The 22,645-nt window shown below is 70.9% G+C and carries 15 protein-coding genes; 13 read left to right on the plus strand and 2 right to left on the minus strand.

Annotated features, from left to right (window positions below; translation table 11 throughout):
- Window positions 1–281: 281 nt before the first annotated feature.
- The 11 genes from moeZ (at window position 282) to RUR_RS14910 (ending at window position 14,968) form a co-directional block, all read left to right on the plus strand.
- Window positions 282–1,460: an adenylyltransferase/sulfurtransferase MoeZ gene (gene moeZ, locus RUR_RS14860; RefSeq protein ID WP_283135608.1), complete on the plus strand. Its 1,179-nt coding sequence runs from the start codon at window positions 282–284 to the stop codon at window positions 1,458–1,460.
- Window positions 1,461–1,620: 160 nt separating this feature from the next.
- On the plus strand, window positions 1,621–2,562 hold the full coding sequence (locus RUR_RS14865) for a hypothetical protein (RefSeq protein ID WP_283135609.1): 942 nt from the start codon (window positions 1,621–1,623) through the stop codon (window positions 2,560–2,562).
- A complete protein-coding gene (locus tag RUR_RS14870) occupies window positions 2,556–3,767 on the plus strand; it encodes a S8 family serine peptidase (protein ID WP_283135610.1) in 1,212 nt (403 codons plus the stop codon). Before RUR_RS14865 ends, RUR_RS14870 begins: the two co-directional genes overlap by 7 nt.
- 195 nt (window positions 3,768–3,962) lie before the next feature.
- On the plus strand, window positions 3,963–5,870 hold the full coding sequence (locus tag RUR_RS14875; RefSeq protein ID WP_283135611.1) for a serine/threonine-protein kinase: 1,908 nt from the start codon (window positions 3,963–3,965) through the stop codon (window positions 5,868–5,870).
- On the plus strand, window positions 5,864–7,042 hold the full coding sequence (locus RUR_RS14880; protein ID WP_283135612.1) for a S8 family serine peptidase: 1,179 nt from the start codon (window positions 5,864–5,866) through the stop codon (window positions 7,040–7,042). The genes RUR_RS14875 and RUR_RS14880 overlap by 7 nt, the downstream gene beginning before the upstream one ends.
- Before the next feature lie 80 nt (window positions 7,043–7,122).
- On the plus strand, window positions 7,123–8,286 hold the full coding sequence (locus RUR_RS14885) for a S8 family peptidase (protein WP_283135613.1): 1,164 nt from the start codon (window positions 7,123–7,125) through the stop codon (window positions 8,284–8,286).
- A gap of 70 nt (window positions 8,287–8,356) precedes the next feature.
- The gene (locus RUR_RS14890) at window positions 8,357–9,535 is read left to right on the plus strand and encodes a S8 family serine peptidase (protein WP_283135614.1); all 1,179 of its coding nucleotides are present in this window, start codon (window positions 8,357–8,359) and stop codon (window positions 9,533–9,535) included.
- Between the two features lie 150 nt (window positions 9,536–9,685).
- Complete coding sequence (locus RUR_RS14895; protein WP_283135615.1) at window positions 9,686–10,546, plus strand: hypothetical protein; 861 nt, start codon at window positions 9,686–9,688, stop codon at window positions 10,544–10,546.
- Window positions 10,540–11,742, plus strand: coding sequence for a S8 family serine peptidase (locus RUR_RS14900; RefSeq protein ID WP_283135616.1), 1,203 nt, complete (start codon window positions 10,540–10,542; stop codon window positions 11,740–11,742). The genes RUR_RS14895 and RUR_RS14900 overlap by 7 nt, the downstream gene beginning before the upstream one ends.
- Entirely contained in the window at window positions 11,739–12,068 is a 330-nt protein-coding gene (locus RUR_RS14905; RefSeq protein ID WP_283135617.1) for an MGMT family protein, read from the plus strand. The genes RUR_RS14900 and RUR_RS14905 overlap by 4 nt, the downstream gene beginning before the upstream one ends.
- A gap of 26 nt (window positions 12,069–12,094) precedes the next feature.
- Window positions 12,095–14,968, plus strand: a complete 2,874-nt coding sequence (locus tag RUR_RS14910) for a CDP-glycerol glycerophosphotransferase family protein (protein WP_283135618.1) — start codon at window positions 12,095–12,097, stop codon at window positions 14,966–14,968.
- Window positions 14,969–15,025: 57 nt separating this feature from the next.
- On the opposite strand, the gene RUR_RS14915 is transcribed toward RUR_RS14910, so the two are convergent.
- Both RUR_RS14915 and RUR_RS14920 read right to left on the minus strand, forming a co-directional pair.
- Entirely contained in the window at window positions 15,026–15,304 is a 279-nt protein-coding gene (locus RUR_RS14915; RefSeq protein WP_283135619.1) for a hypothetical protein, read from the minus strand.
- The gene (locus RUR_RS14920) at window positions 15,304–15,582 is read right to left on the minus strand and encodes a type II toxin-antitoxin system Phd/YefM family antitoxin (RefSeq protein WP_283135620.1); all 279 of its coding nucleotides are present in this window, start codon (window positions 15,580–15,582) and stop codon (window positions 15,304–15,306) included. Before RUR_RS14920 ends, RUR_RS14915 begins: the two co-directional genes overlap by 1 nt.
- Window positions 15,583–16,063: 481 nt before the next feature.
- On the opposite strand from RUR_RS14920, the gene RUR_RS14925 reads away from it, so the two are divergent.
- Both RUR_RS14925 and RUR_RS14930 read left to right on the plus strand, forming a co-directional pair.
- The gene (locus RUR_RS14925) at window positions 16,064–19,267 is read left to right on the plus strand and encodes an ATP-dependent helicase (RefSeq protein WP_428846997.1); all 3,204 of its coding nucleotides are present in this window, start codon (window positions 16,064–16,066) and stop codon (window positions 19,265–19,267) included.
- Window positions 19,261–22,569 carry an ATP-dependent helicase gene (locus tag RUR_RS14930; protein WP_283135621.1) on the plus strand — a complete coding sequence of 1,103 codons (3,309 nt, stop codon included), beginning with the start codon at window positions 19,261–19,263 and terminating at the stop codon, window positions 22,567–22,569. The genes RUR_RS14925 and RUR_RS14930 overlap by 7 nt, the downstream gene beginning before the upstream one ends.
- Window positions 22,570–22,645 lie beyond the last annotated feature (76 nt).

The following is a 22,645-nucleotide window of genomic DNA, read 5'->3' on the forward strand; positions in this document are numbered from 1 at the left end:
GACGGATCGGGTGCATGATCATGCTCGTTCCGGGTAGGCCATACGCGTCGGGACCGGGTGAGCCCGTGTCCCCGGGTGTGTGCACGGCCTCGGTGACACCGATGGAAGCCCGGACGAGGCGAAGATCCGATGTCTTCCGATAGGTTTTCCCATTTGGGAATGGGACCGAGCCGGGCAGGGTTAGGACTCTTGAGCGAGCGATGAAAGTCACCCGCGACCCTCCACTGCAGGACGCCCTGCGGCCAAGCCTGAGAAGCCCCCGAGAAAGCGGAGTCAGAACCGTGTCGTTGCCACCGCTGGTCGAACCGGCAGCCGAGCTGACCGTCGACGAGGTCAAGCGCTATTCGCGTCACCTGATCATTCCTGACGTGGGGATGGCCGGGCAGAAGCGGTTGAAGAACGCCAAGGTGCTCTGTGTGGGCGCGGGCGGCCTCGGCTCACCGGCTCTGATGTATCTGGCCGCCGCCGGTGTGGGCACCCTCGGCATCATCGACTTCGACGTCGTGGACGAGTCCAACCTGCAGCGCCAGATCATCCACGGCCAGTCCGACGTGGGCAGGCTCAAGGCCGACTCGGCCGCGGCCTCGGTACGGGAGATCAACCCGCTCGTCAACGTGATCGTCCACAACGTCGCCCTCACCACGGACAACGTGATGGAGGTCTTCTCCGGCTACGACCTGATCGTGGACGGCACGGACAACTTCGCGACGCGCTACATGGTGAACGACGCCGCCGTGCTGCTGGGCAAGCCGTACGTCTGGGGCTCCATCTACCGCTTCGACGGCCAGGCGAGCGTCTTCTGGGCCGAGCACGGGCCGTGCTACCGGTGCCTCTACCCCGAGCCGCCCCCGCCGGGGATGGTGCCCTCGTGCGCCGAGGGCGGTGTGCTCGGCGTGCTCTGCGCCTCCATCGGCTCGATCCAGGTCAACGAGGCGATCAAGCTCCTCGCGGGCATCGGCGAGCCGCTGGTCGGGCGCCTTATGATCTACGACGCCCTGGAGATGACCTATCGCAGCGTCAAGGTGAAGAAGGACCCCGAGTGCGTGCTCTGCGGGAAGAACCCTTCCGTCACCGAGCTGATCGACTACGACTCCTGGTGCGGTGTGGTCTCCGACGAGGCCCAGCAGGCCGCGACCGGCTCGACGATCACCGCCGCGGAACTCCGCGACATGCAGGAGCGCGGTGACGACATCCTCGTCGTCGACGTCCGGGAGCCGAACGAGTACGAGATCGTCAGCATTCCCGGGGCGGTGCTCATTCCCAAGGGTGAGTTCCTCAACGGTTCGGCGCTGGAGCGGCTGCCGCAGGACAAGAAGGTCGTCCTGCACTGCAAGTCGGGCGCCCGGTCCGCCGAGTGCCTCGCCATCGTGAAGGCGGCCGGCTTCTCGGACGCGGTCCACGTCGGCGGAGGCGTCCTCAGCTGGGTCAAGACGGTGGACCCGAGCCTGCCGACCTACTGATCGGCGGGTTTGGCGGCCCTAGACGACCGATGGGTACGGCCGGTGGTACTTTCACCGGCCGTACCTTTCTTATTAGACCTTCGGCTATTCAATTACTTTATGGCCTCCAGGTAGGCTGAACAGCACAGCAACTCCCCATATCGGTATTAAGGTCAGTGGCGTGAATGAGCCCCCTGGTCAGCACGGTCGAATCTGGCCGACCGCGTCACCTGGATCGGCTCTTCCCGAAGGCGTGGCACCGCTCACCGACGACCTACCGGTTCACCAAGGCCCCTCGACGGTGTCGCCCCCGCACTTTTGGACCAGGAAGGGCAGCCCGGGGCACGGCGTCGAGCCGTACGCGATGCTCTTCCGCGACGAGGACCTGCCCGATGCCCTCGGCCGGCAGTCGGTACGGCGCGGCGGCCGCTGGCCGTGGTTTCTCGCCGCCGCCCTGGTCGCCGTGGTCTGCGCCGTGTCCGCCGTGGTCGCGGGGGTGCGGGTCTTCGCCGAAGTGCAGCGAAAGCCGACCCCCACCGAGGTGCTCCGAGCGGCCGACAAGGAGATCGGACGCCGGTGGCAGACCTGGCCGGCCGGAAAGATCTTCCCTGAGACGCTCGACTACGGCGTCCACCAGGGGGTGCGGGAGAAGGCGCGCCGGGTCGGCATCTCCCCGGACCAGGAGTGCTCGAAGGCGGTCGACCCCAGCTTGCTGAGCGATCTGCGGGAACGCGGCTGCTTGGGTATTCTCCGGGCCACCTACCTGGACGCGCTGCAAGGGCTGGTCGTCACCATCGGCGTCGCGGCCTTCCCCGACGACGAGTCCGCCGTGGCCGCCAGCGCGCTCTTCCCGGGCGGCCCGATCCCGGGGCTGCGTCCGCTGGCCTTTCCCGGGACGGTGACCGCCCGGTTCAAGCCCGAATCCCGGCAGGCCGCCTCGGTCTGGCAGCTCGGGCCCTACGTCGTCGCCTCGACGGTCGGTCCCGTGGACGGCCGCCCGGCGAGGGTGCCCGAGCGGCGGCCCACCCACTACCAGCTCGCCCCGGAGATGGCCCAGCAGGTCCTGCGGGTGCTGACCCACCGGGGCGTCCCCGACTGCGGCACGAAGGAGTGGACGTGTTAGGGCGACTCCGTTCGCGATCCCGTCGTGCCTCCGTCGCGCTGCTGGCCGTGTTCCTGCTCGTGTTCGCCGTTCCGACCCCCGCCCACGCCGACGAGGTGCGCGCCAGTCAGATCACCTTGCTCCGCGCGCTCGATGTGTACGAGGCGTGGGAGGTGACGAAGGGAAAGGGCGTCGTCGTCGCGGTGCTCGACTCGGGGGTCGACGCCCAGCATCAGGATCTTGCGAACGCGGTGATCACGGGAAGGGACTTCACCGCCGGGGCCAACCCTCCGGGCGTCCGGGCGAGTCGGCTGCACGGGACGTACATGGCCTCCTTGATCGCCGGACGCGGACACGGCCCGGGCCGCCGGGACGGCCTGGTGGGCGTCGCCCCGCACGCGAAGATTCTTTCTGTACGGGTCATCCTGGAGCGGAACGAGCCGGGATTCGCGACCTTCAACAACAGCCGGCACTACGAGAACACCGTCGCGGACGGGATCCGCTACGCCGTGAACCAGGGTGCCGACGTCATCAACATGTCGATCTCCAAGCAGTACCCCAAGGCGGCCGAGCGGAAGGCCATCCAGTACGCGATCGCCAAGGGGGTGGTGGTGGTCGCCGCCGCCGGGAACGACGGTCGGCGCCAGACCGGCAAACTCCGCCTCACCCCGTACTCCTACCCCGCGTCCTTCCCCGGCGTGATCTCCGTGGCGGCCGTCGACCAGGCCTATGTCCCCGCCTCGTTCTCGAATCGGAACAGCTCGGTGCTGGTCGCGGCGCCGGGGGTGGACGTGCTGGGCGCAGGCCCCGGCAACGACTACTGGGTTGGGAAGGGCACCTCGCAGGCGACTGCCTTCGTCTCCGGAGTTGCCGCACTAATAAAAGCGAAGTATCCGGATATGGCACCCGCCCTGGTTGCCCAGGCAATCACGGCCGGTGCGCAAAAACGACCTATATCGGGCTACGATCCTGGAGTTGGTTTCGGGGTCGTCAGCGCTTACGCCGCTCTCGCGGAGGCGAAGAAGATCTCTCGGTTCGGGCTCAGCGCCAGCGGCCACGACCCGGCTCAGCCGTTCGGCCCCCCGATGGGGCCGGTCCCGGTGGTCGAGCGGGAACACGGGCTCATCGCCTTGTACGGTGGGATCGCGGCGGCTGCTGCCCTGGGTGCGATTGGTAGCGTGGGGACAATTGTCGTCTTCGTTCGGCGGACGCGGAGAACTTCATGATCGTTTCGCTTGCGAAACGCTTGCGGACCACTTGAGACGCCCTATTTCGGCGTTGAATCGTGATAAATCCGGGTTAAGGTCGGCGGTATGAGTGAACCTACCGGGTGGCCGGAAGATTCCGCCTCCCGTGGGTCTGAGGAGACGGGGCGGATAGAGCCTTCAGCATCGCTACCGGGCGCGGCAGCCGTACCGGGCATGCAGTCCCTCAACCCCGGCGAGCCCCGTGCCATCGGTCGATACCAGGTGCTCGGTCGTCTCGGCCGAGGGGGAATGGGGACGGTCTACCTCGGGGAGGACACCTCGGGCCAGCGGGTGGCCATCAAGGTCATCAACCCGGATCTCGCCCAGGAGGAGAGCTTCCGGCTCCGGTTCCGGCACGAGGCCGAGGCCGCCCAGAAGGTCCGCCGGTTCTGCACCGCCGCGGTCCTGGAGGCGGCGCTCAACGGCGAGCAGCTCTACGTCGTCACCGAGTACGTCGCCGGGCCCAGCCTGGAGGAGTCGGTACGCGAGCAGGGTCCGCTCCGCGGCTCCAGCCTCGACGCCCTCGCGGTCGGCGTCGCCACCGCCCTGACGGCGATCCACGGGGCGGGGATCGTCCACCGCGACCTGAAGCCCTCCAACGTTCTCCTCGCGCCGGTCGGCCCGAGGGTCATCGACTTCGGCATCGCCCGGACGATCGGGGCCGCCGGCGGCGGAACCCGGACCGGTCAGCTGATCGGGACACCGCACTACATGGCCCCCGAGGTGATCGCCGGCGAGCCGGTCACCCAGGCGTGCGACGTCTTCGCCTGGGGGTGCGTGGTCACCTTCGCCGGGACCGGGCGCACCCCGTTCGGCGGCGACAGCCTGCCCGCGGCGATCCATCAGCTGCTCAACGCCGAGCCCAATCTGGACGGACTGGATCCGGCCATGCGGGATCTGGTCGCCCACGCCCTGGTCAAGGACCCGCGGCGGCGGCCGACCGCCCAGGAACTGCTCCAGCGGATGATGGGCTCCACGTACACCCCCGGAGAGCCCACCACCCGGATCGTGGCCGGACGCCCGACACCGCCTCCGCCGCCCGCGTCGCATACGCCGCCGCCCGGTCAGGCGATCTGGCAGCCGCCGCCTCCGCCGCCCGCGCAGTCGGCCACGCCGCCCGGCCACGCCCTCTGGCAGCCGGCGCCCCAGGTGGCCACGCCGCCGCCTTACCCGCCGCACCAGCGGGTGCCGCACCAGCCACCCCAGCAGGGGATACCACACCAGCCACCCCGGCAAGGGGCGTACCAGAACGCTCCGATGCACCACGTCGGGCAAGGGCACCAGACGCCCGTACAGCAGCCGCACACCTTCCCGTCGCAGCCACCCGGTTTCCCCGGGCCCGGTGGGCCCACCCATCCGTCCGCCCCCTCGGGCCGGCGTTCAAGTGGCGGGCGCGTCGTCGCGGCGCTGGTCGCCGCGGTGCTGGGCCTGGCCGCGCTGGGGGTCGGGGCGGTCAACCTGGGCAGTGAGCTGTCCCGCGGGCCGACACCCGAGGAGCAGCAGGCCGCGGGGGCTCAGGAACTCGCGGGCCGCTGGAAGACCAGGAAGGCCGGGGAGATCTTCCCGGAGAGCGTCGAGTACCTGCCGTCGGGCTACCGGACCAACCAGAAGGCCCGGCGGATCGGCATCTCCGCGCAGACCGACTGCGCGGAGTCGGTGGACCAGTCCGTCGCCGGCCCGCTGACCCAGCAGGGCTGCATGGCGGTGCTGCGGTCGACCTACGTGGACGGCTCGGGCGTCGTGGCGACGACGCTGGGGGTCGCGGTGATGCCCGACGAGAACGCGGCGAAGAAGGCACGTGACGAGATCAACCAGGCGGCCGTACCCGGCGGGGTCAAGGCGGTCGGCTTCGAGCAGACCGCCACGGCCCTGTTCGGGGACGCGCAGCGGCAGTCGCTCACCCTGGAGGTGCACGGCCGGTACCTCGTCTTCGCCGCGGCCGGCTACACCGACGGGCGCCCGAAGATCGACTCCGACCGGCCGGGGCTGTTCGGCTTCGTGAAGGACGTCGTGGCGCAGGTGCAGAAGGGCCTGACCGAGGTGGTGCCGGCCTGTTCGGTCAAGGAGGTCGTACAGTGCTGACCGCGTTGCGCCGGTCGCTGACCGTGTTCGCCGCGTCGTCGCTCGCCGTCCTGGCCCTGGTCCAGCCCGTCCACGCCGAATCGATCAACGAGCAGCTCGGGCTGGACTTCAAGGCCGCTCAGGACATCTCCACCGGCAAGGGGACCACGATCGCGATCGTCGGGAGCGGCCTCGACGGCGCGGTCAACCGCCTTCAGTCCAGGCTGAAGGCGAGCACCGACCTGGCCGACTACGGCGGCGCGGGCAAGCGGGTGCTGGACACGCTGCTCGCCTCCTTCATTATCGGCGGAACCAAGGCGACGCCGGCGCTCAACGTCCGGGGCCTCGCCCCCGACGTGAGCTTCATCTCGGTGCGGGTCGAGCCGGAGGACCAGGACTTCACGGACGGGAGCACCGGCTGGAACCGCTGGTGGAACGACGGAAAGAGCGCCGACGACTTCCATCAGGGAATCCGCTACGCGGTCGACCAGGGCGCGGACGTCATCCTCGTCACGTGGCGCTGGATTCGCACCAGTACGGATCTGAACGAGGCGGTCGCCTACGCGGTGAGCAAGGGCGCCGTGGTCGTGGTGAACACCGTTCCCGTCTCCGACGCGAAGGACCGGGAGGTTATTTATCCCGCGGGCCTGCCCGGGGTGATCGGGGTCGCGGCGATCGACGCCTCGGGAAAGCCGGTCAAGGGCTCGACCTCGCGCAACAGCGGGGTCCTGGTGGCCGGCACCACCGCGGACCAGACGGTCGTCGGGCCGAAGGGTGAGGAGTGGACCGTACGGGGTGCCAGCGTCGCGGCCGCCCAGGTGGCGGCGGCCGTCGCCCTGGTCAAGTCCAGGTACCCCGACCTCGGTCCGTCCGTGGTCGCCCAGGCGATCGCCGGCTCGACCAGGCGCCGTCCCAAGGGCGGTTACAACGTCGACGTCGGCTTCGGGGTGGTGAACCCCGAGGGCGCGCTGCGGAAGGCCGGGGAGTTCGCCGCGCACGCGCAGGCCGCGACCCCCGGCGGTGCGGTGATCGACACCGCGGGCTATTTCGGGGGCGGCCCCGGGAGCCAGAAAATCAACGCGATCCAGCACGAAACGACCACCCTTGTCCTGTGGGGCGGGCTCGCGGGCGTGGGGGTCGTTCTGCTCGGAGTCGGAGCGGGGCTCCTGGCCACCAGGAGACGTTCCTCCTGACCGGCTCGGCGTCGGGCTTCACCGTCGGCGACCTGCCGGCGAATCGGACTGAGGGTGGGGACGGTGTGGTGGTGAACGCGGTGCGGCGTGTACTGCTGGCGGGTACGGGTGCGACGCTCGCCCTGGTGCTCGGGGCGCAGCCCGTACACGCCGAGTCGATCAACGAGCGGCTCGGGCTGGACTTCGGGGCCGCCCACGAGATCACCCGCGGCGAGGGGGCCACGATCGCGATCGTCGGAAGCGGCATCGACGGCGCGGTCAACGACCTTCGGTCCAGGCTGAAGGCGAGCACCGACCTGGCGAAGCACGGGGGTGCGGGCAAGCGGTTGATCGACACGGTACTCGCCTCCTTCATCATCGGCGGAACCAAGGCGACGCCGCCGCTCAACGTACGGGGCCTCGCCCCCGAGGTTGACTTCATCTCGGTGCGGGTCGAGCCGGAGGAGCAGGACTTCACCGACGGGAGCACCGGCTGGAACCGCTGGTGGAACGACGGAAAGAGCGCCGACGACTTCCATCAGGGAATCCGCTACGCGGTCGACCAGGGCGCGGACGTCATCCTCGTCACGTGGCGCTGGATTCTCACCAGTACGGATCTGAACGAGGCGGTCGCCTACGCGGTGAGCAAGGGCGCCGTGGTCGTGGTCGGCACCGAGCCCGTCTCCGATGCGAAGGCCGGGGACGTCGTCTACCCCGCGGGTCTGCCCGGCGTGATCGGGGTCGCGGCGGTCGACGCCTCAGGTAAGCCGGTCAAGGGCTCGACCGGGCGGCACAGCGGGGTCCTCGTCGCCGGCACCGCCACAGACCAGGATGCCATCGGGCAGGGTGGCACGTGGTCCGTTCGGGGGGCGGATGCCGCGATCTCTCAGGTGACGGCCGCCGTCGCCCTGGTCAAATCGAAGTACCCCGACCTCAGCCCGTCCGTGGTCGCCCAGGCGATCGCCGGCTCGACCAGGCGCCGTCCCAAGGGCGGTTACAACGTCGACGTCGGCTTCGGGGTGGTGAACCCCGAGGGCGCGCTGCGGAAGGCCGGGGAGTTCGCGGCGCACGCGCAGGCCGCGACCCCCGGCGGTGCGGTGATCGACACCGCGGGCTATTTCGGGGGCGGCCCCGGGAGCCAGAAAATCAACGCGATCCAGCACGAAACGACTACCCTCGTCGTGTCGGGCGGGCTCGCGGGCGTGGGGGTCGTTCTGCTCGGAGTCGGAGTGGGGCTCTTGGCCACCAGGAGGCGCTCCTCCTGATCGGCCCGGCGTCCGGACGCCACCGCTGACGACTGTCGGCGGATCGAAGGACTGTGGGGACGGTGTGGTGGTGAACGCGGTGCGGCGTGTACTGCTGGCGGGTACGGGTGCGACGCTCGCCCTGGCGCTTGGGGCGCAGCCCGTACACGCCGAATCGATCAACGAGCGGCTCGGGCTGGACTTCAAGGCCGCCCACGAGATCACCAGGGGTGACGGGGCGACGCTCGCCATCTTGGGCGGCGGGGTGGACACCGGCGTCCGGGTGCTGCGCGGGAAGGTGGAACGCGGCGAGGACTTCGCCGGCGTCGGCTCGCCGAAGTACTTCTACGACACGCTCTTCGCGACGCTCATTCTCGGCGGCGACAAGGCGGCGCCCCCGCTCGGCCTTCGGGGGCTCGCCCCGGATGCGAAGGTGCTCTCGGTTCGGGTGGAGGCCGAGGCGCGCGACTTCGCGGGTGGGCAGAAGGATTGGGACGCCTGGTTCAACGGGCAGAAGCTGGGGCCGGTCTACGCGCGGGCGATCCGATACGCCGTGGACCAGGGGGCCGGGGTCATCCTGGCGAACTGGTCGTGGATCGACACCGACGCCCGGCTCAACGATGCGATCGCCTACGCCGTGTCCAAGAAGACGGTGATCGTCACCAACATGGGCCGGTCGGAGTCGCGCCCCACCGAGCAGTTGGTCTACCCTTCCGCCACGCCCGGGGTGATCGGGGCGGCCGCGATCGGCGCCGACGGTCGTCCCCCCAAGGACGACCTCTCCGCGCGAAACAGCGGGGTCTTCATCGCGGCCCCGGACAGCAGGCATAGCGTCGTCGCCCCCGGTGACAAGGACTGGCTGGTGTGGGGGAGCCGGGTTTCGGCGGCACAGGTCGCGGCGGCGGCGTTGCTGGTGAAGGCGAAATACCCTGATATGTCTGCGGCGCTGGTTGCCCAGGCGCTGGCGACGAGTACCCGTCGTACCCCTAAAGGGGGATATGACTTTAATGTCGGTTTTGGAATTGTAAATCCCGTTGGTGCTTTGCAGAAAGCGGCAGATATGGCGGGTTATCCAGGATCGGCGACACCGGGTGGTGCGGTGGTTGACCCCAATGCCCGATTCGTTGGGGACGCGCCCGTCCACAAGATCAATGCCGTCCAGCGCAGCACTGGGAGGCTGGTGCTATTCGGGGGTTTGGTGGGCCTTGGAGCCGTACTTTCAGGGGTAGCCACGATTCTCCTGATCCGTCGGAGAAGGGTGCCTTCCTGATCCGTTCCGGGAATACGTAGCATCGGGGGTATGTCGCCTGAGGAGCCTTCTACCCGGCCGGAGTTTCTCCCGCCGGGACCGGCGCCTGGGGCACGCATTCCTCCCGACGCCGATCGGACCCAGGCCCCGGCCCGGACGTCCGATTCGGCCGTGGCGTGGTCCGGGCGCGCCGCCCAGTACAGATCGCACGGGACGTTCCGGCGGGCCGTTCCCCGGGCGGCGCCCCCACGCCGCCCGTTCGCCTGGACGGGATCCGCGGCCCTCCACGAGGAGCAGGAGCGGGAACGCGGGGTCCGCCGCCGCCGGATCCTGCTGGCGTTGAGCGGATTGATGCTCGCCGTCGGCTCGATCACCCTGCTCACCGGCGGATTCGGGTTGATCGAGCAGACCCGGGCCAGGCCGCTCACCCCGCAGGAGCGGGAGCGCTATATCCGGGAGGACGTCGCGTTGCGCTGGCGCTCCTGGCCCGCCGCGATGGTCTTCCCCGACGGGGTCGAGTACGCGGGGCTGGAAGAGGTCCAGCAGTACGCGCGCCGGATCGGCATCGCCGACGCGGTTCCGTGCGGGACCGCGGTCGACGCGCGGGTCGGCGCCGTCCTCGATCGGCACGGCTGCACGGCGATGCTCCGCGCCACCTACGTCGATCAGTCCTCGTCGTTTGTGATCACGGTGGGCATCGCCGTGCTCCAGGACGAGCAGGCCCGGGCACGGCTGGTGCGCGAACTTCCGGTCGACGGCCGCAGCGGCGTCCTGCCGGTGGCGTTCCCCGGCACCGTGGCGTCCGGGTTCGGCCCCGCGCAGCGGCAGCGGACCGGATGGGTGAGCGCTGGCCCGTACGTCGTCTTCTCCACCGCCGGATACGCCGACGGGCGCAGGCGGGAGGCCGTCCCCCCGGAGGAGCTCCTGCACAGCGAACTCTGGCCGACGGCGCAGACCGTCGCCGGACGGATCGCACGACAGCTGAGCGAGCCACCGGAGGTGCCGCGGTGTACCCAGGGGAACGTGTGTTGAACAGGCCGGTACGGCTGGCGCTCGCCTCGCTCGCGGCCTGCCTTCCGACGCTCCTCGCCGGAGCGGCCCACGCCGACGAGGTGCGGGACGCCCAGCAGTGGGTGCTGCACTCGATCAACGTGGCGGAGGCGTGGCGGGTGACCAGGGGCGCCGGGGCCACCGTGGCGGTGATCGATTCCGGGGTCAATCCGCAGCTGGCGGAGCTCGCTGGCCGGGTCGAGGCCGGCCCCGAGCTGATTCCCCGCGAGGAGCGGACGGCCGGGCCGGGACTGCACGGTACGGCCATGGCCTCCCTCATCGCCGGCGCCGGCAAGGGCGGCGAGCGCGGCCTGCTCGGCGTGGCCCCCGAGGCCAGGATCCTCTCCATCCGGATGATGGACGACGACCACGAAGGCCGGCTCCGGGACACCTCGCGGAGCGCGCGCAACAACCCCCTCGCCCGGGCGATCAGGTACGCGGCGAACAACGGGGTCAAGGTGATCAACCTCTCGGTGGGCGCGTACGGCCCGCAGCAGGCCGAGCGGAGGGAGATCCGCGACGCCCTCGCCCGGGGGATCGTGATCGTGGCGGCGGTCGGGAACGACGGGGACACGGGCGACGCGCGGCGGAGCTCGTCCTCGTTCTGGCGGTTCCCCGCGGGCTACTCGGGCGTCATCGGCGTCGGCGCCGTCGACCGGGACGATCGGGCGGCCGCGTTCAGCAACGACAACCTCTCGGTGGCGGTGGCCGCGCCCGGGGTGGACGTCCCGGTGGCGCTGCCCGACGGGCGGTACGCCGCGGTGCGGGGGAGTAGTGCCGCTTCGGCGCTGGTGGCGGGAATCGCTGCCCTCATAAAGGCGAAATATCCGGATATGGCGCCGGAGTTGGTGGCGATGGCGATCACCAGCACCACCCGGGCGAAACCCGAGCGGGGCTACGACGACGAAGTCGGCTTCGGCATCGTCGACGCGGGGGCCGCCCTGGCCAAGGCCGCCACTCTCGCGGGCTACAAGAAGACGGTCCCGGTCGCCCAGGACCGGCACTTCGGTGCGGCCCCGCCGCCCGGGCCCCCCGCCCGGCCCGGGGCGGACCCCCTCAAGATGACGATCTACAGCGGTGGGGCGCTGGCCGGCCTGGCCGGGGTGATCGGGGGACTCCTCCTGCTCACCCGGCGCCGGACCACGGGCGGGCCCGCCGCGAACGGAGACCCCCGATGACCCACGCCGTGGCCGGACCCGGCCCGTACGCCGAACGCGTCCTGGACCTCGTCGAGCGCATCCCGCCGGGCCGGGTCATGACGTACGGCGACATCGCCGAGCACCTGGGGGAGGGCGGGCCCCGCCAGGTCGGCCGGGTCATGGCCCTGTGGGGCGGCGGAGTCCCCTGGTGGCGGGTGATCAGGTCCGACGGGTCCCCGGTGCGCGGACACGAGCGAAAGTGCCGCGCGCAATGGACGACGGAGGGGACGCCGATGCGTGGGGAGCGCGCGGACCTGCCCCGGGCCCGGTGGGACGGCGTGGAGATCGGCACTACGATTTCCTGAACCCCGCCATGGAAGGCCGTGAACCTATGCCGAGCGATGCCCTGCGCGAGCTGCAAGCCATCTGCGATCGGGAGGAATCCGTCGCGGGGGTCGCCGCGGCCGTCACGGCCGCGGCCGAGCGGGCCGGCCGCCCCCGCGATCGGCGAAGCTTCGACCTCGGTGTGCTCGGCGAGATCCTCCCCCGCCACGTCGAGCACGCCGTCGAGGGCGGCGTGGAGCGCTGCCGGGAGCTGATCGTGCTCCTGCGGCCCTATCTGCTGACCGTCTCGGCCCCCGTGAAACGGGAGCTTCCCACCCTGGCCCGCCTCAAGTACCACCTCATCGAGCAGGACATGGCCGAGCGACTCGCCGGACTGGCCGGGTTCACCGGCCCGGCGGCCCGGGTACGCAAGCGGATGCGCTGGTACGCCCGGCTGCCCTACCTGGGGGAGCTGCCCGATCACGTGTACCGGCTGTCACCCGCCGAGCTCACCCCGGCGACCCGGGTGGACGAGATCGACTGGCGGGACGGGCGCCTGCGCATCGCCGGTTGGGCCTACCTGCCGCGGATGTCGATCAGGACCGCCCGATTCCAGCGGGCCACCGTGGTGCTCCGCGGTCCGCGCGGGACCCCCGCGGTACGGCTGCGCGCCCGCCGTACCCACCGTCCCGAGGCCACCCGCGCGGCGGGACACCAGGGCTGCAACTACGACTGGTCCGGGTTCGTCGCCGAACTCGACCCGTCCGCGCTGACCTGGCGGGCCGCCCTCCACCGGGCGCTGCATCGCGCGCTGGGCCTCCTTCGCGCCCGCCGGAGGGGATCGCCCGACGTCACCTGGCGGGCCGAGATCCGGATCTGGAGCCGGGGCGCCACCGGGTCGGCCCTCCTCGGCGGCCCCGCGGCGGGCCGGGTCCAGCGGCCGAAAGGGCGGGAGGCGGCCCCCGGGCAGTGGATCCGTCCGGTCTGGTCGGGAGGGAAGCTGCGGATCGTCTCCCGGATGACGGGGGCGGTGCTGGAGCGGTCGGACGTCAAGGACGGCCTGCTCCACCTCTCCGGGCTGCTGCCGGGGCCGGCGGCGCCGACCGGCCGGCTCCGCCTGGGCTCGGGCGACTCGGCGCTGCTCCTCCCCGCCGAGTTCACCAGCGCCGAGGGGGGTACGGCGTTCACCGCGTCGTTCCCCGTCCCCGAACGGGCCGGCGAGTGGCGGCTCTGGGCCGAACCGAAGGGCCACGCCGCGGTGGCCGTCCACCTGATCGGCCCGTCGGAGGCCGCGGACCGGCGGTTCTCGGTGGACGACGACCGTGAGCTGAGCGTGACCCGGGACTTCCAGGACCGGGTGGTCGTGGGCGTCCACCCCTACCGCGCGTCCCTCGGCGGGGCGCACTGGGGGGACGGCGCCTCGGGCGAGCTCGTGCTGTCCGGGAGCTGTGCCGCGCCCGGTGCCCGGCGGCTCGTGCTGCGCCACCCTTCGGGGCTTTTGCAGGCGTTCCCGGTGGAGCGGGCGGGGAACCGGTTCGAGGTCCGGTTCGCCCCCACGCGCACCCCGCTGTTCGGCACGCCCGTTCCGCTGGCGAGCGGAACCTGGGAGCTGGAGATCGGCGGCGAGCCCGTCCGGTACGACCATCGGGCGATCGACGACCTCACCGAGGCGCCCGTCGTGGTGGACGGGCGACGGCACACCCTCCGGGTGAAGGGCGCCGACACGGCGGTGCTGACGGTGGCGGAGGAGAAGCCGGACGAGGAACGGGACAAGGCCGGTCGGCGGGCGTTGCTGGAGGAGTTCTACCCCGAGTGGCGGGAACGGCCGCTCCGCGACGCGGTCGCCTACGTCTGCTGGAACGGGCAGCAGTACAGCGACAGCGTGCGGGCGGTCTACGAGGAGCTGGTCCGGCGGGACATCCCCCTGGAGCATCTGTGGATCGTCAAGGACGGCGCGTTCACCCCGCCCGGTCCCGCCGAACTCGGCGGGGCCGCGGGGCACCGGCTGGTCGTGGTACGGGCAGGGAGCCGGGAACACTACGCCGCGATGGCGACCTCCCGCTATGTCGTGGCGAACACCTATCTGCCGAAGTGGGTGCGGATCCGGGAGGACCAGCTCTGCGTGCAGACCTGGCACGGGACCCCGCTCAAGCGCATCGGCAACGACATGCCGGCCATGTCCGGGGAGCCGAAGCCGGAGTTCTGGCACCGGCAGCGGGCGGAGGTGGTCAACTGGGACCTGCTCGTCTCGCAGACCCCCTGGGCCTCGCCGATCCTGGCGCGGGCGTTCGGCTATGAGGGGCCGATCCTGGAGTGCGGTTACCCCCGCAACGACCTGCTCTTCCGGGACCGGGACGGGAGCCTCAAGGCGCGGATCCGGGAGCGGCTCGGCGTGCCCGACGGGAAGCGGGTGGTCCTCTACGCGCCGACCTGGCGGGACTCGGGGGAGACCCTGGACCTGCGGTTCGACGTGGCCGACGCCCGGCGTGTCCTGGGCGACTGCGTCATGCTCGTCCGCGGCCATCTCATGCAGCGCAGGCCGGGCCTGGACGATCCCACCGGCCTTCTCCTCGACGTCACCACATATCCCGATATTGGGGATTTGTTGTTGGTGGCGGACGCGCTCGTCACCGACTATTCCTCGGTCATGTTCGACTTCGCCTCCACCGACAGGCCGATGGTTTTCTTCACCTACGATTTCGAGCGGTATCGAACAGGAAAGCGCGGCTTTTATTTTGATTTCGAGGCCGAGGCTCCCGGCCCGCTCACCTCGACCTCCGATGAGCTGCTCGCGGCCCTGCGAAACTGCCTCGACTCCCCGGACGCCTTCTCCATCTCCTTCGCCGGCCGCCGTATCGCGTTCCGCGAGAAATACTGCCCCTTCGACGACGGCCAAGCCGCCACCCGCCTCGTCAACCACATCTGGGACCCGTCCACCTAGCCGCCGGGTGCCGAGTTGGTCGGCATTGGCGTGTCCATCCGGCGACGGGCTCGAGGGTTAGGCGAAAGGGTCCACGCCCAGGTAGCGGATCACAACGGTATCAACCTGACCAGGGTCTTGTTCCCAGATGATGAGCCAATCCTCGGCGCGGTCGCGTACGGGGATCCCCCATAGTCCGTCGCGGAAGGAGCGTCGTCTGACCCGTGCATCCCCTGAGTCGTTTTCGAGCAGGTCCAAGGCATCGTCGATGGCATCAAGAAGCTGCGTTCCCGCTGAGGTCTTCTCCAGCAAGGCGTAGGCGTCACGAGGCTGCGGGTCGAACTCGATGTCGGCCACTACGCGGTCATCCTGCGCCCGGCACGTCGCGGTCGAGGACTCCGCCGCTCGGGGTGGCGACGCCCCTCGTCAATCTGGGCCTGAATCTCCGCAGGCAGATCATATGTGGGCACATCAGCGGTGCCCTGCGTTAGCTTCTGATACGTCTCTATAGAGATCACAACCGCTACGGGCTGCCCGTAGTGAGTCAGCACGGTCTCTTCCTTGGCGTAACGCGCCCGGCCTACCACCTCGGCAAGGTGTTCGCGGGCCTCGCTGATCGGCATCATCTCAGTCATACTCCAAATCGTACAACTCTTACAACTTGTCGGCACGTGGTCGGCTCTGCTGCCGAGGTCAACGTGTTTCACCATGAGACCGAGCTCAAGCCGGAGGAGCGCTGTGGGTGGCTGCGTAGCCGATCGGAGCGCACTCACCGATGACTTGCGCGTGTTCGTTCATGTTCCATCTGTATGTAGACACGCTGGAAGACTAGTCAGTCACAGTCGGTTACGATGCGGATTCGGCTCACATCGTAAGATCGTTCGCTCTCGCCGGACAACCCAATCCGGTAAGGCTTCCGCGGCTTTCCCGATCGTCGCCGTGCCCGGCTGAGGCGGATGATCGCCGGTTCGGGGAGTCGGTGATTTTGATCGCGATCCTCGATGTGGTGTTCGAGTGATGGGTGTATAGTCCTGTGACACGCTCCAGGGGTAGCAGGAGCGTGGGATTACCCAAGTTGGCCCGAACGACTCGTGTGATCTGGTGAAATCGAGTGTTGTGAGAGCTCAGGGCTATCAGTTGGTGCGGCGGGGTGCCGCGGGACGAGCTGTGCCCCCTGTGCTCGATGAGTATCAGCGTGCGGTTGTGGACCACCCCGGCGGTCCGCTGCTCGTCCTCGCCGGTCCGGGGACGGGGAAGACCACCACGATCGTCGAGACGATCGTGGACCGGGTGGAGAACCGCGGCGTGGATCCGGACCGGGTCCTCGTCCTCACCTTCAGCCGCAAGGCGGCCGGTGAGCTCCGGGAGCGTATCAGCGCCCGGCTCCGCCGCACGACGCGGACCCCGCTCGCGCTGACCTTTCACAGCTACGCCAACGCGCTGCTCAGGCGGGAGGCCGTACTCTCCGACGAGATGCCGCCGCGGCTGCTGAGCGGCCCCGAGCAGCTTCTTGAGGTCCGGCGGCTGCTGCAGGGGGAGCTTTCCGACGGCGGCGGGTACTGGCCGGAGCGGCTCCGCCCCGCCCTCGCCACCCGGGGTTTCGCCGAGGAACTGCGGGATTTCCTGCTCCGGGCGGCCGAGCGCGGCATCGACGGGCCCGAGCTGGTCCGGCTGGGCCGCGACTGGGACCGGGACGACTGGGAGGCGGCCGGGCGTTTCTCCGAGCGGTACTACCAGCGGTTCGATCTGGACCTGGTGCCCGCGGTGGACTACGGGGAGCTGATCAGGGAGGCCGCGGGGCTGCTGAGCGACGGCGAGGTCCGGCGGCGGGAACGCGCGGCGTACGACGTGGTGCTGGTCGACGAGTACCAGGACACCGACCCGGCGCAGGAGTATCTGCTCCGGCAGCTCGCCGGGGAGGGCCGGGACCTGATCGTGGTCGGCGACCCGGATCAGTCGATCTACGGCTTCCGCGGGGCGGACGTCAACGGGATCATGAGATTTCCGGAGCGGTTCCGGACGCGTGACGGCGCGGAGGCGGCGGTCATCGCCCTCCGGGTGTGCCGGCGGAGCGGGCCGGCGCTGCTGGAGGCGTCCCGGCGGGTCGCCCGGCGGCTTCCGCAGGGTCCGGGCAGGCATCGGGACATCGCCCCCTTCGGCGACGGGGAGCCGGGGGAGGTCCGGATCGTCGTCGCGGACAGCGTGAGCCAGGAGGCGCAGGTCGTGGCGGACGCGCTCCGCCGGGCCCACCTGCTCGACGGCGTCCCCTGGTCGCGGATGGTGGTGCTCGTCCGCTCGGCCACCCGGCAGATCCCGCTGCTGCGCCGGGCGCTGGCCTCCGCGGGGGTGCCGGTCGTCCTGGCGGGCGACGAGGTGCCGCTCTCCGCCGAACCCGGGGTGCGCCCGCTGATCACCACCCTGCGGGTCGCGGTCCGGCCGGAGACCCTGGACGAGGCGACGGCGGAGGAACTGCTGACCGGGCCGCTCGGCGGCACCGACGCGATCGGGGTACGGCGGCTGCGGCGCGCGCTGCGGAACGCGGAGCGGGAAGCGGAGGCGGAGGCGGACGGGGAGTACGTTCCGCGCCGGGCGGGGGGTGAACTGCTCGTGGCGGCGGTGACCGACCCCCGTGAGCTGCTGCGGATCGAGGAGGTCGTGGCCGCGCCCGCGGCGAGGATCGCCCACCTCGTCGCCGGGGTGCGCGACCTGGCCCGGCAGGGCAAGGGCGCGGAGGAGCTGCTGTGGGCGCTGTGGCAGGAGAGCGGGCTGGCCGAGCGCTGGACCGAGGTGAGTCTGGCCGGGGGCGCCCGGGGCGCTCAGGCCGACCGCGACCTGGACGCGGTCGTCGCCCTCTTCGACCATGTGGCCAGGTTCGTGGACCGGCTTCCCAAGGCGGGTGCGGGTGTCTTCCTCGACGACCTGGTGTCGCGGGAGATCTCGGGGGACACGCTCGCCAAGCAGGCGCCCGACGGCGAGGCCGTGCGGATTCTGAGCGCGCACAAGTCCAAGGGCCTGGAGTGGGATCTGGTGGTCGTGGCGGGGGTGCAGGAGGGGGTCTGGCCGGATCTGCGGCTGCGGGGGTCGCTGCTCGGGGTGGACGAGCTGATCGAGCGGAGCACGATGCCGCCGGGTGACGGCGATCTGCCGAGCGAGGCGGTGAGTTCGGCGACGCTCGCCTCCAAGATGCTGGCCGAGGAGCGCAGGCTGTTCTACGTGGCGGTGACCCGGGCGCGGAGCAGGCTCCTGGTGACGGCGGTGGACGGGGAGGACACCGACGACCGCCCGTCCAGGTTCCTGACCGAGCTGCTGCCGCCGGGGACCAAGCCGGAGCAGGCCGAGGGGCTGTCCCGCTGGCTGAGCATGAACTCGCTCGTCGCGGATCTGCGCGCGACGGTCGCCGATCCGTCGGGGTCGGCGCCGATGCGCCGGGCCGCGGCCGCGCACCTGGCCAGGCTGGCCAGGTCGGGGGTGCAGGGGGCGCACCCGGACACCTGGTACGCCCTCACCCCCCTTTCGGACGAGAGCCCGCTTCCCTGGCCGGACGGGGTCATCCAGATCTCCCCGTCCACGGTGGAGGGCTTCACCAAGTGCGGGTTGCGATGGCTGCTGGAGACGGCGGTGGGCGCGGGCAGCGGGGACGTGGTCCGGCATCTGGGCACGGTGATCCACGCGATCGCCGTACTCGCCGCGACGGAGGAGCCGACCGAGGAGGGGCTGTTCAAACGGCTGGACGACATCTGGGAGTCGCTGGACTTCGGCGGGGTCTGGTTCAACCGCAAGCAGCGGGACGTGGCCAAACAGATGATCCGCCGTTTCCTCGCCTGGCAGGCCGCGAATCCGCGGCAGCTGGTGGATGTGGAGAAGGGGTTCACCGCCGAGCTCCCCGGCGCGGACGACACCCAGATCTTGATCAAGGGCCGGGTGGACCGGGTGGAGCGGGACGAGGAGGGCCGCGCGTTCATCGTCGACCTCAAGACCGGCGCGGGCAAGCCCGGCCAGGACGAGCTCACCCGCCATCCCCAGCTGGGGGTGTATCAGCTGGCGACGGAGCTGGGGGCGTTCCGTAAGCGGGGGCTGACCGTTCCGGGCGGGGCGGCGCTGGTCCAGGTGGGCAAGGCGGCGTCGCGGGAGGGCGCGGTGGAGCAGGGCCAGCGCCCGCTCGGGGACGATCCGGAGCCGGCTTGGGCACGTGAGCTGGTGGAGACCGTCGCCTCGGGCATGCTGGGGCCGGAGTTCTCGGCGATGGTGAACGACGGCTGCCGGTCGTGCGCGGTCCGGGGTTGCTGCCCGGTGAACGAGCAGGGGGGACAGGTGTGCTGAGGAGGGGTGCGCGGGAGCTGGCGGAGGCCCTCGGCGCCCTGCCGCCGACCGCGGAGCAGACCGCGGTGATCGAGGCCGAGATGAAGCCGATGGTCGTCATCGCCGGGGCCGGGTCGGGGAAGAGCGAGACCATGGCGGCCCGGGTCGTCTACCTGGTGGCGAACGGGATGGTACGGCCGGAGCGGATCCTCGGCCTGACCTTCACCCGGAAGGCGGCGGGCGAGCTCGCCCAGCGGGTGCACGAGCGGCTCGCCACGCTGGGGGAGAAGGGGCAGATCGACCTCGCCCTCCTGGACGGGGAGCCGACGGTGTCGACGTATCACGCCTACGCCGCGCGCCTGGTCACCGATCACGCGCTCCGTGAGGCGCTGGAGCCGACGATGCAGCTGGTGACCCCGGCGGTCTCCTGGCAGATCGCCGACCGGGTGGTCCGTGCCTACGACGGCGAGATGGACGCGATCGACCTGAACCCCCCGGCGGTGACGGCGGCTGTCCTGGAACTTGCAGGCGACATATCCGAACATCTCCGTACATCGCGGGACGTACGGGCCATCGGCCATTGGCTCACGACGAGACTCGGCGAACTCCCCAAGAAGCCCACCCTCGCGCAGCAGAAGCCCGGCGCGGTCCAGCGGGCCCGGGAGCAGCTGCTGCCCATGGTGGAGGCGTACGCCAAGGCGAAGGCCGATCGGGAGGTGATCGACTTTGGCGACCAGATGGCGCTGGCGGCGCGGATCGCCTCCCGGCACCCCGAGGTCGGTCAGATCGAGCGGTCGCGCTACCACGTCGTGCTGCTCGACGAGTACCAGGACACCAGCCACGCCCAGCTCATTTTGCTCCGCGCCCTGTTCGGGAACGGCCACCCGGTGACCGCGGTCGGCGACCCCTGCCAGTCCATCTACGGCTGGCGGGGCGCCTCGGCGGGCAACCTGTTGCGGTTCGTCACCGACTTCCGCGAACGCGGCGGCGCCCCGGCGCCCGTACGGCGGCTCTCGATCAGTTTCCGCAACGGTGAGCACGTCCTCACCGCGGCGGCCCGGGTGCAGGCCGAACTCCGGGCCGAGGCGAGCGAGGTGCCGGTGCTCCGCCCTGGCGAGAACCGGGCGGCCCGCGGCCGGGTGGTCTGCGCGCTCCACCGGACGGCCCTGGACGAGGCGGAGTGGATCGCCGAGCGGATCGAAGCCCTGATCAAGGGGGATCCCCGGTTTGCCCCCGACGGGCTGCCGCTCTCCGCCGAGGAACGGACGAAACGCCAGAAGGAGGCGGTGGAGAAGGGACGCGACCCCGCGCTCGCCGTACAGCCGGCCGAGGTGGCGATCCTGGCCCGCAAACGGGCCCAGTTCCCGCTGATCCGCCGGGCGCTGGAGGAGCGCGGCATCCCGGTGGAGATCGTGGGGCTCGGCGGGCTGCTCGCCGTGCCCGAGGTCGCCGACGTGGTGGCGACGCTCCGGGTGCTCTACGAGCCGACGGCGGGGGACGCGCTGGTCCGCCTGCTGGGCGGTCCGAGGTGGCGGATCGGCCCGGCCGATCTCATGACCCTCGGGCAGCTCGCCCGGGAGCTCTCCCGCTCCCCCGACCGCGCCCCCGGGGCGGATCCGCTGGAGCAGGTGATCGTCGACATCCACGAGGAGCGGGGCAGCCTGATCGACGCCCTCGACGACCTCAACGACCGGCCCGAGCTGCTGGAGCGGTTCTCACCCGTCGCCGCGGTACGGCTGGCCGCGCTCGCCCGCGAGCTCCGTACCCTGCGCCGGCACACCGGGCAGCCGCTGCCCGACCTGATCGGCGAGGTCGAGCACCGGCTGGGGCTGGACATCGAGGTGGCGGCGCGGAGCGGGCTGATCGGCCACGGCGCGGCCCGGGCCGACCTGGACGCGTTCCAGGACGCCGCCGCCCAGTTCGCCACGGATCTGGACGCCCCGGGGCTGGGTGCGTTCCTCGCCTACCTGCGGGTCGCCGAGGACGAGGAGTTCGGCCTGAAGACCGGCAAGGTGAGCGGGACCAACGCGGTGAAGCTGATGACCGTGCACGCGTCCAAGGGGCTGGAGTGGCCGGTGGTGTTCGTGCCCGGCCTCGCCGAGGTCCGGACCAAGAACGACAAGATCGCCAAGGGGAGCGTCTTCCCGGCCATGCCGATGGCGAACACGCGGTGGACCGAGAACTTCCGCAAGCTGCCGTACCCGCTCCGCGGGGACCACGCCGACCTTCCCGCGCTGCCCGGTCTGGACAAGGACCTGCTCGCCGCCTTCGACGCCGAATGCGGGCGGCGGGACCTTCAGGAGGAGCGTCGGCTCGCGTACGTGGCGGTGACCCGGGCCCACTTCCTGCTGATCGCCTCCGGATACCGGTGGGGGACCGGCTCCAAGCCGCTCTCCCCGTCGGTCTTCCTGGAGGAGGTCAAGGACCACTGCGACGAGGTGGCCCGCTGGGTCGACCCCCCCGAGGGGGACGCGGCCAACCCGCTCTACGCCGAGCCGGCCACCTCGATGTGGCCGTCGAGCGGGCCCGCCGCGGACGGGGTGGCCGAAGGCGGGCTCATGGTGGAGCAGGCGATCACCGAGAGCGGGTACGCCACGCCGGAGTCCGAGCTGTCGCTGCTGACGCCGGTGGATCGCATGCACCTGGACGACTGGGAGCGGGACACCGAGCTCCTCCTCGCCGAGCGGCGGCGGATTCGCCGCCGGGGCCGTTCCCTGGTCGAACTCCCCGCGCAGCTGTCGGTCTCCGAGCTGGTCGCGCTGGCCAAGGACTCGGCGGCGCTGGCCCGGCAGATCAGGCGTCCGCTGCCGCGCCCGCCCGAGCCGTACGCGCGCCGGGGCACCGACTTCCACCGCTGGCTGGAGTCCCGCTGGGGGCAGCAGCGGCTCATCGACGACCTGGACCTGCCGGGCGCCTCCGACTCCCCGTCGGAGGACGACGTGGCGCTGGACGATCTGCGATCCGCCTTCGAGCTCTCCGTCTGGGCGGACCGGGAGCCGGTCGACGTCGAGGTCTCCTTCGAGACCATGATCGGAGACCGGGTGGTGCGCGGGCGGATGGACGCGGTGTTCCGCTCGCCGGACGGCTCCTTCGACGTGGTCGACTGGAAGACCGGCCGCCGTCCCCGGGAGCTGGAGGCGAAGTCGGCCGCGGTCCAGCTCGCCGCCTACCGGCTCGCCTGGGCGGGACTGGCCGGGGTGCCGGCCAGCCGGGTGCACGCAGCCTTCCACTATGTCCGCACCGGGGAGACGATTCGACCCGTCGACCTCCTCGACGAGGAGGGCCTGATCGCCCTCCTGGAGTCCGTCCCCCAGGTCAACTGACCACCGTCCTGGGCCCCAGACCGTTGTGCCTACCTGGTCGGGCGGGTAGGCGCCGTCCGGGTGACGACCTTGGACG

Origin of the sequence: Rhizohabitans arisaemae, from assembly GCF_025996515.1 — a bacterium.
Taxonomy (GTDB): domain Bacteria; phylum Actinomycetota; class Actinomycetes; order Streptosporangiales; family Streptosporangiaceae; genus Rhizohabitans; species Rhizohabitans arisaemae.

What these genes read in the sequence shown, in the direction of transcription:
- RUR_RS14875 (WP_283135611.1), top strand. Translation starts at nt 3,963, where the DNA reads ATGCAGTCCCTCAACCCCGGCGAGCCCCGTGCCATCGGTCGATACCAG.
- RUR_RS14905 (WP_283135617.1), top strand. Translation starts at nt 11,739, where the DNA reads ATGACCCACGCCGTGGCCGGACCCGGCCCGTACGCCGAACGCGTCCTG.
- RUR_RS14910 (WP_283135618.1), top strand. Translation starts at nt 12,095, where the DNA reads ATGCCGAGCGATGCCCTGCGCGAGCTGCAAGCCATCTGCGATCGGGAG.
- RUR_RS14920 (WP_283135620.1), bottom strand. Translation starts at nt 15,582, where the DNA reads ATGACTGAGATGATGCCGATCAGCGAGGCCCGCGAACACCTTGCCGAG.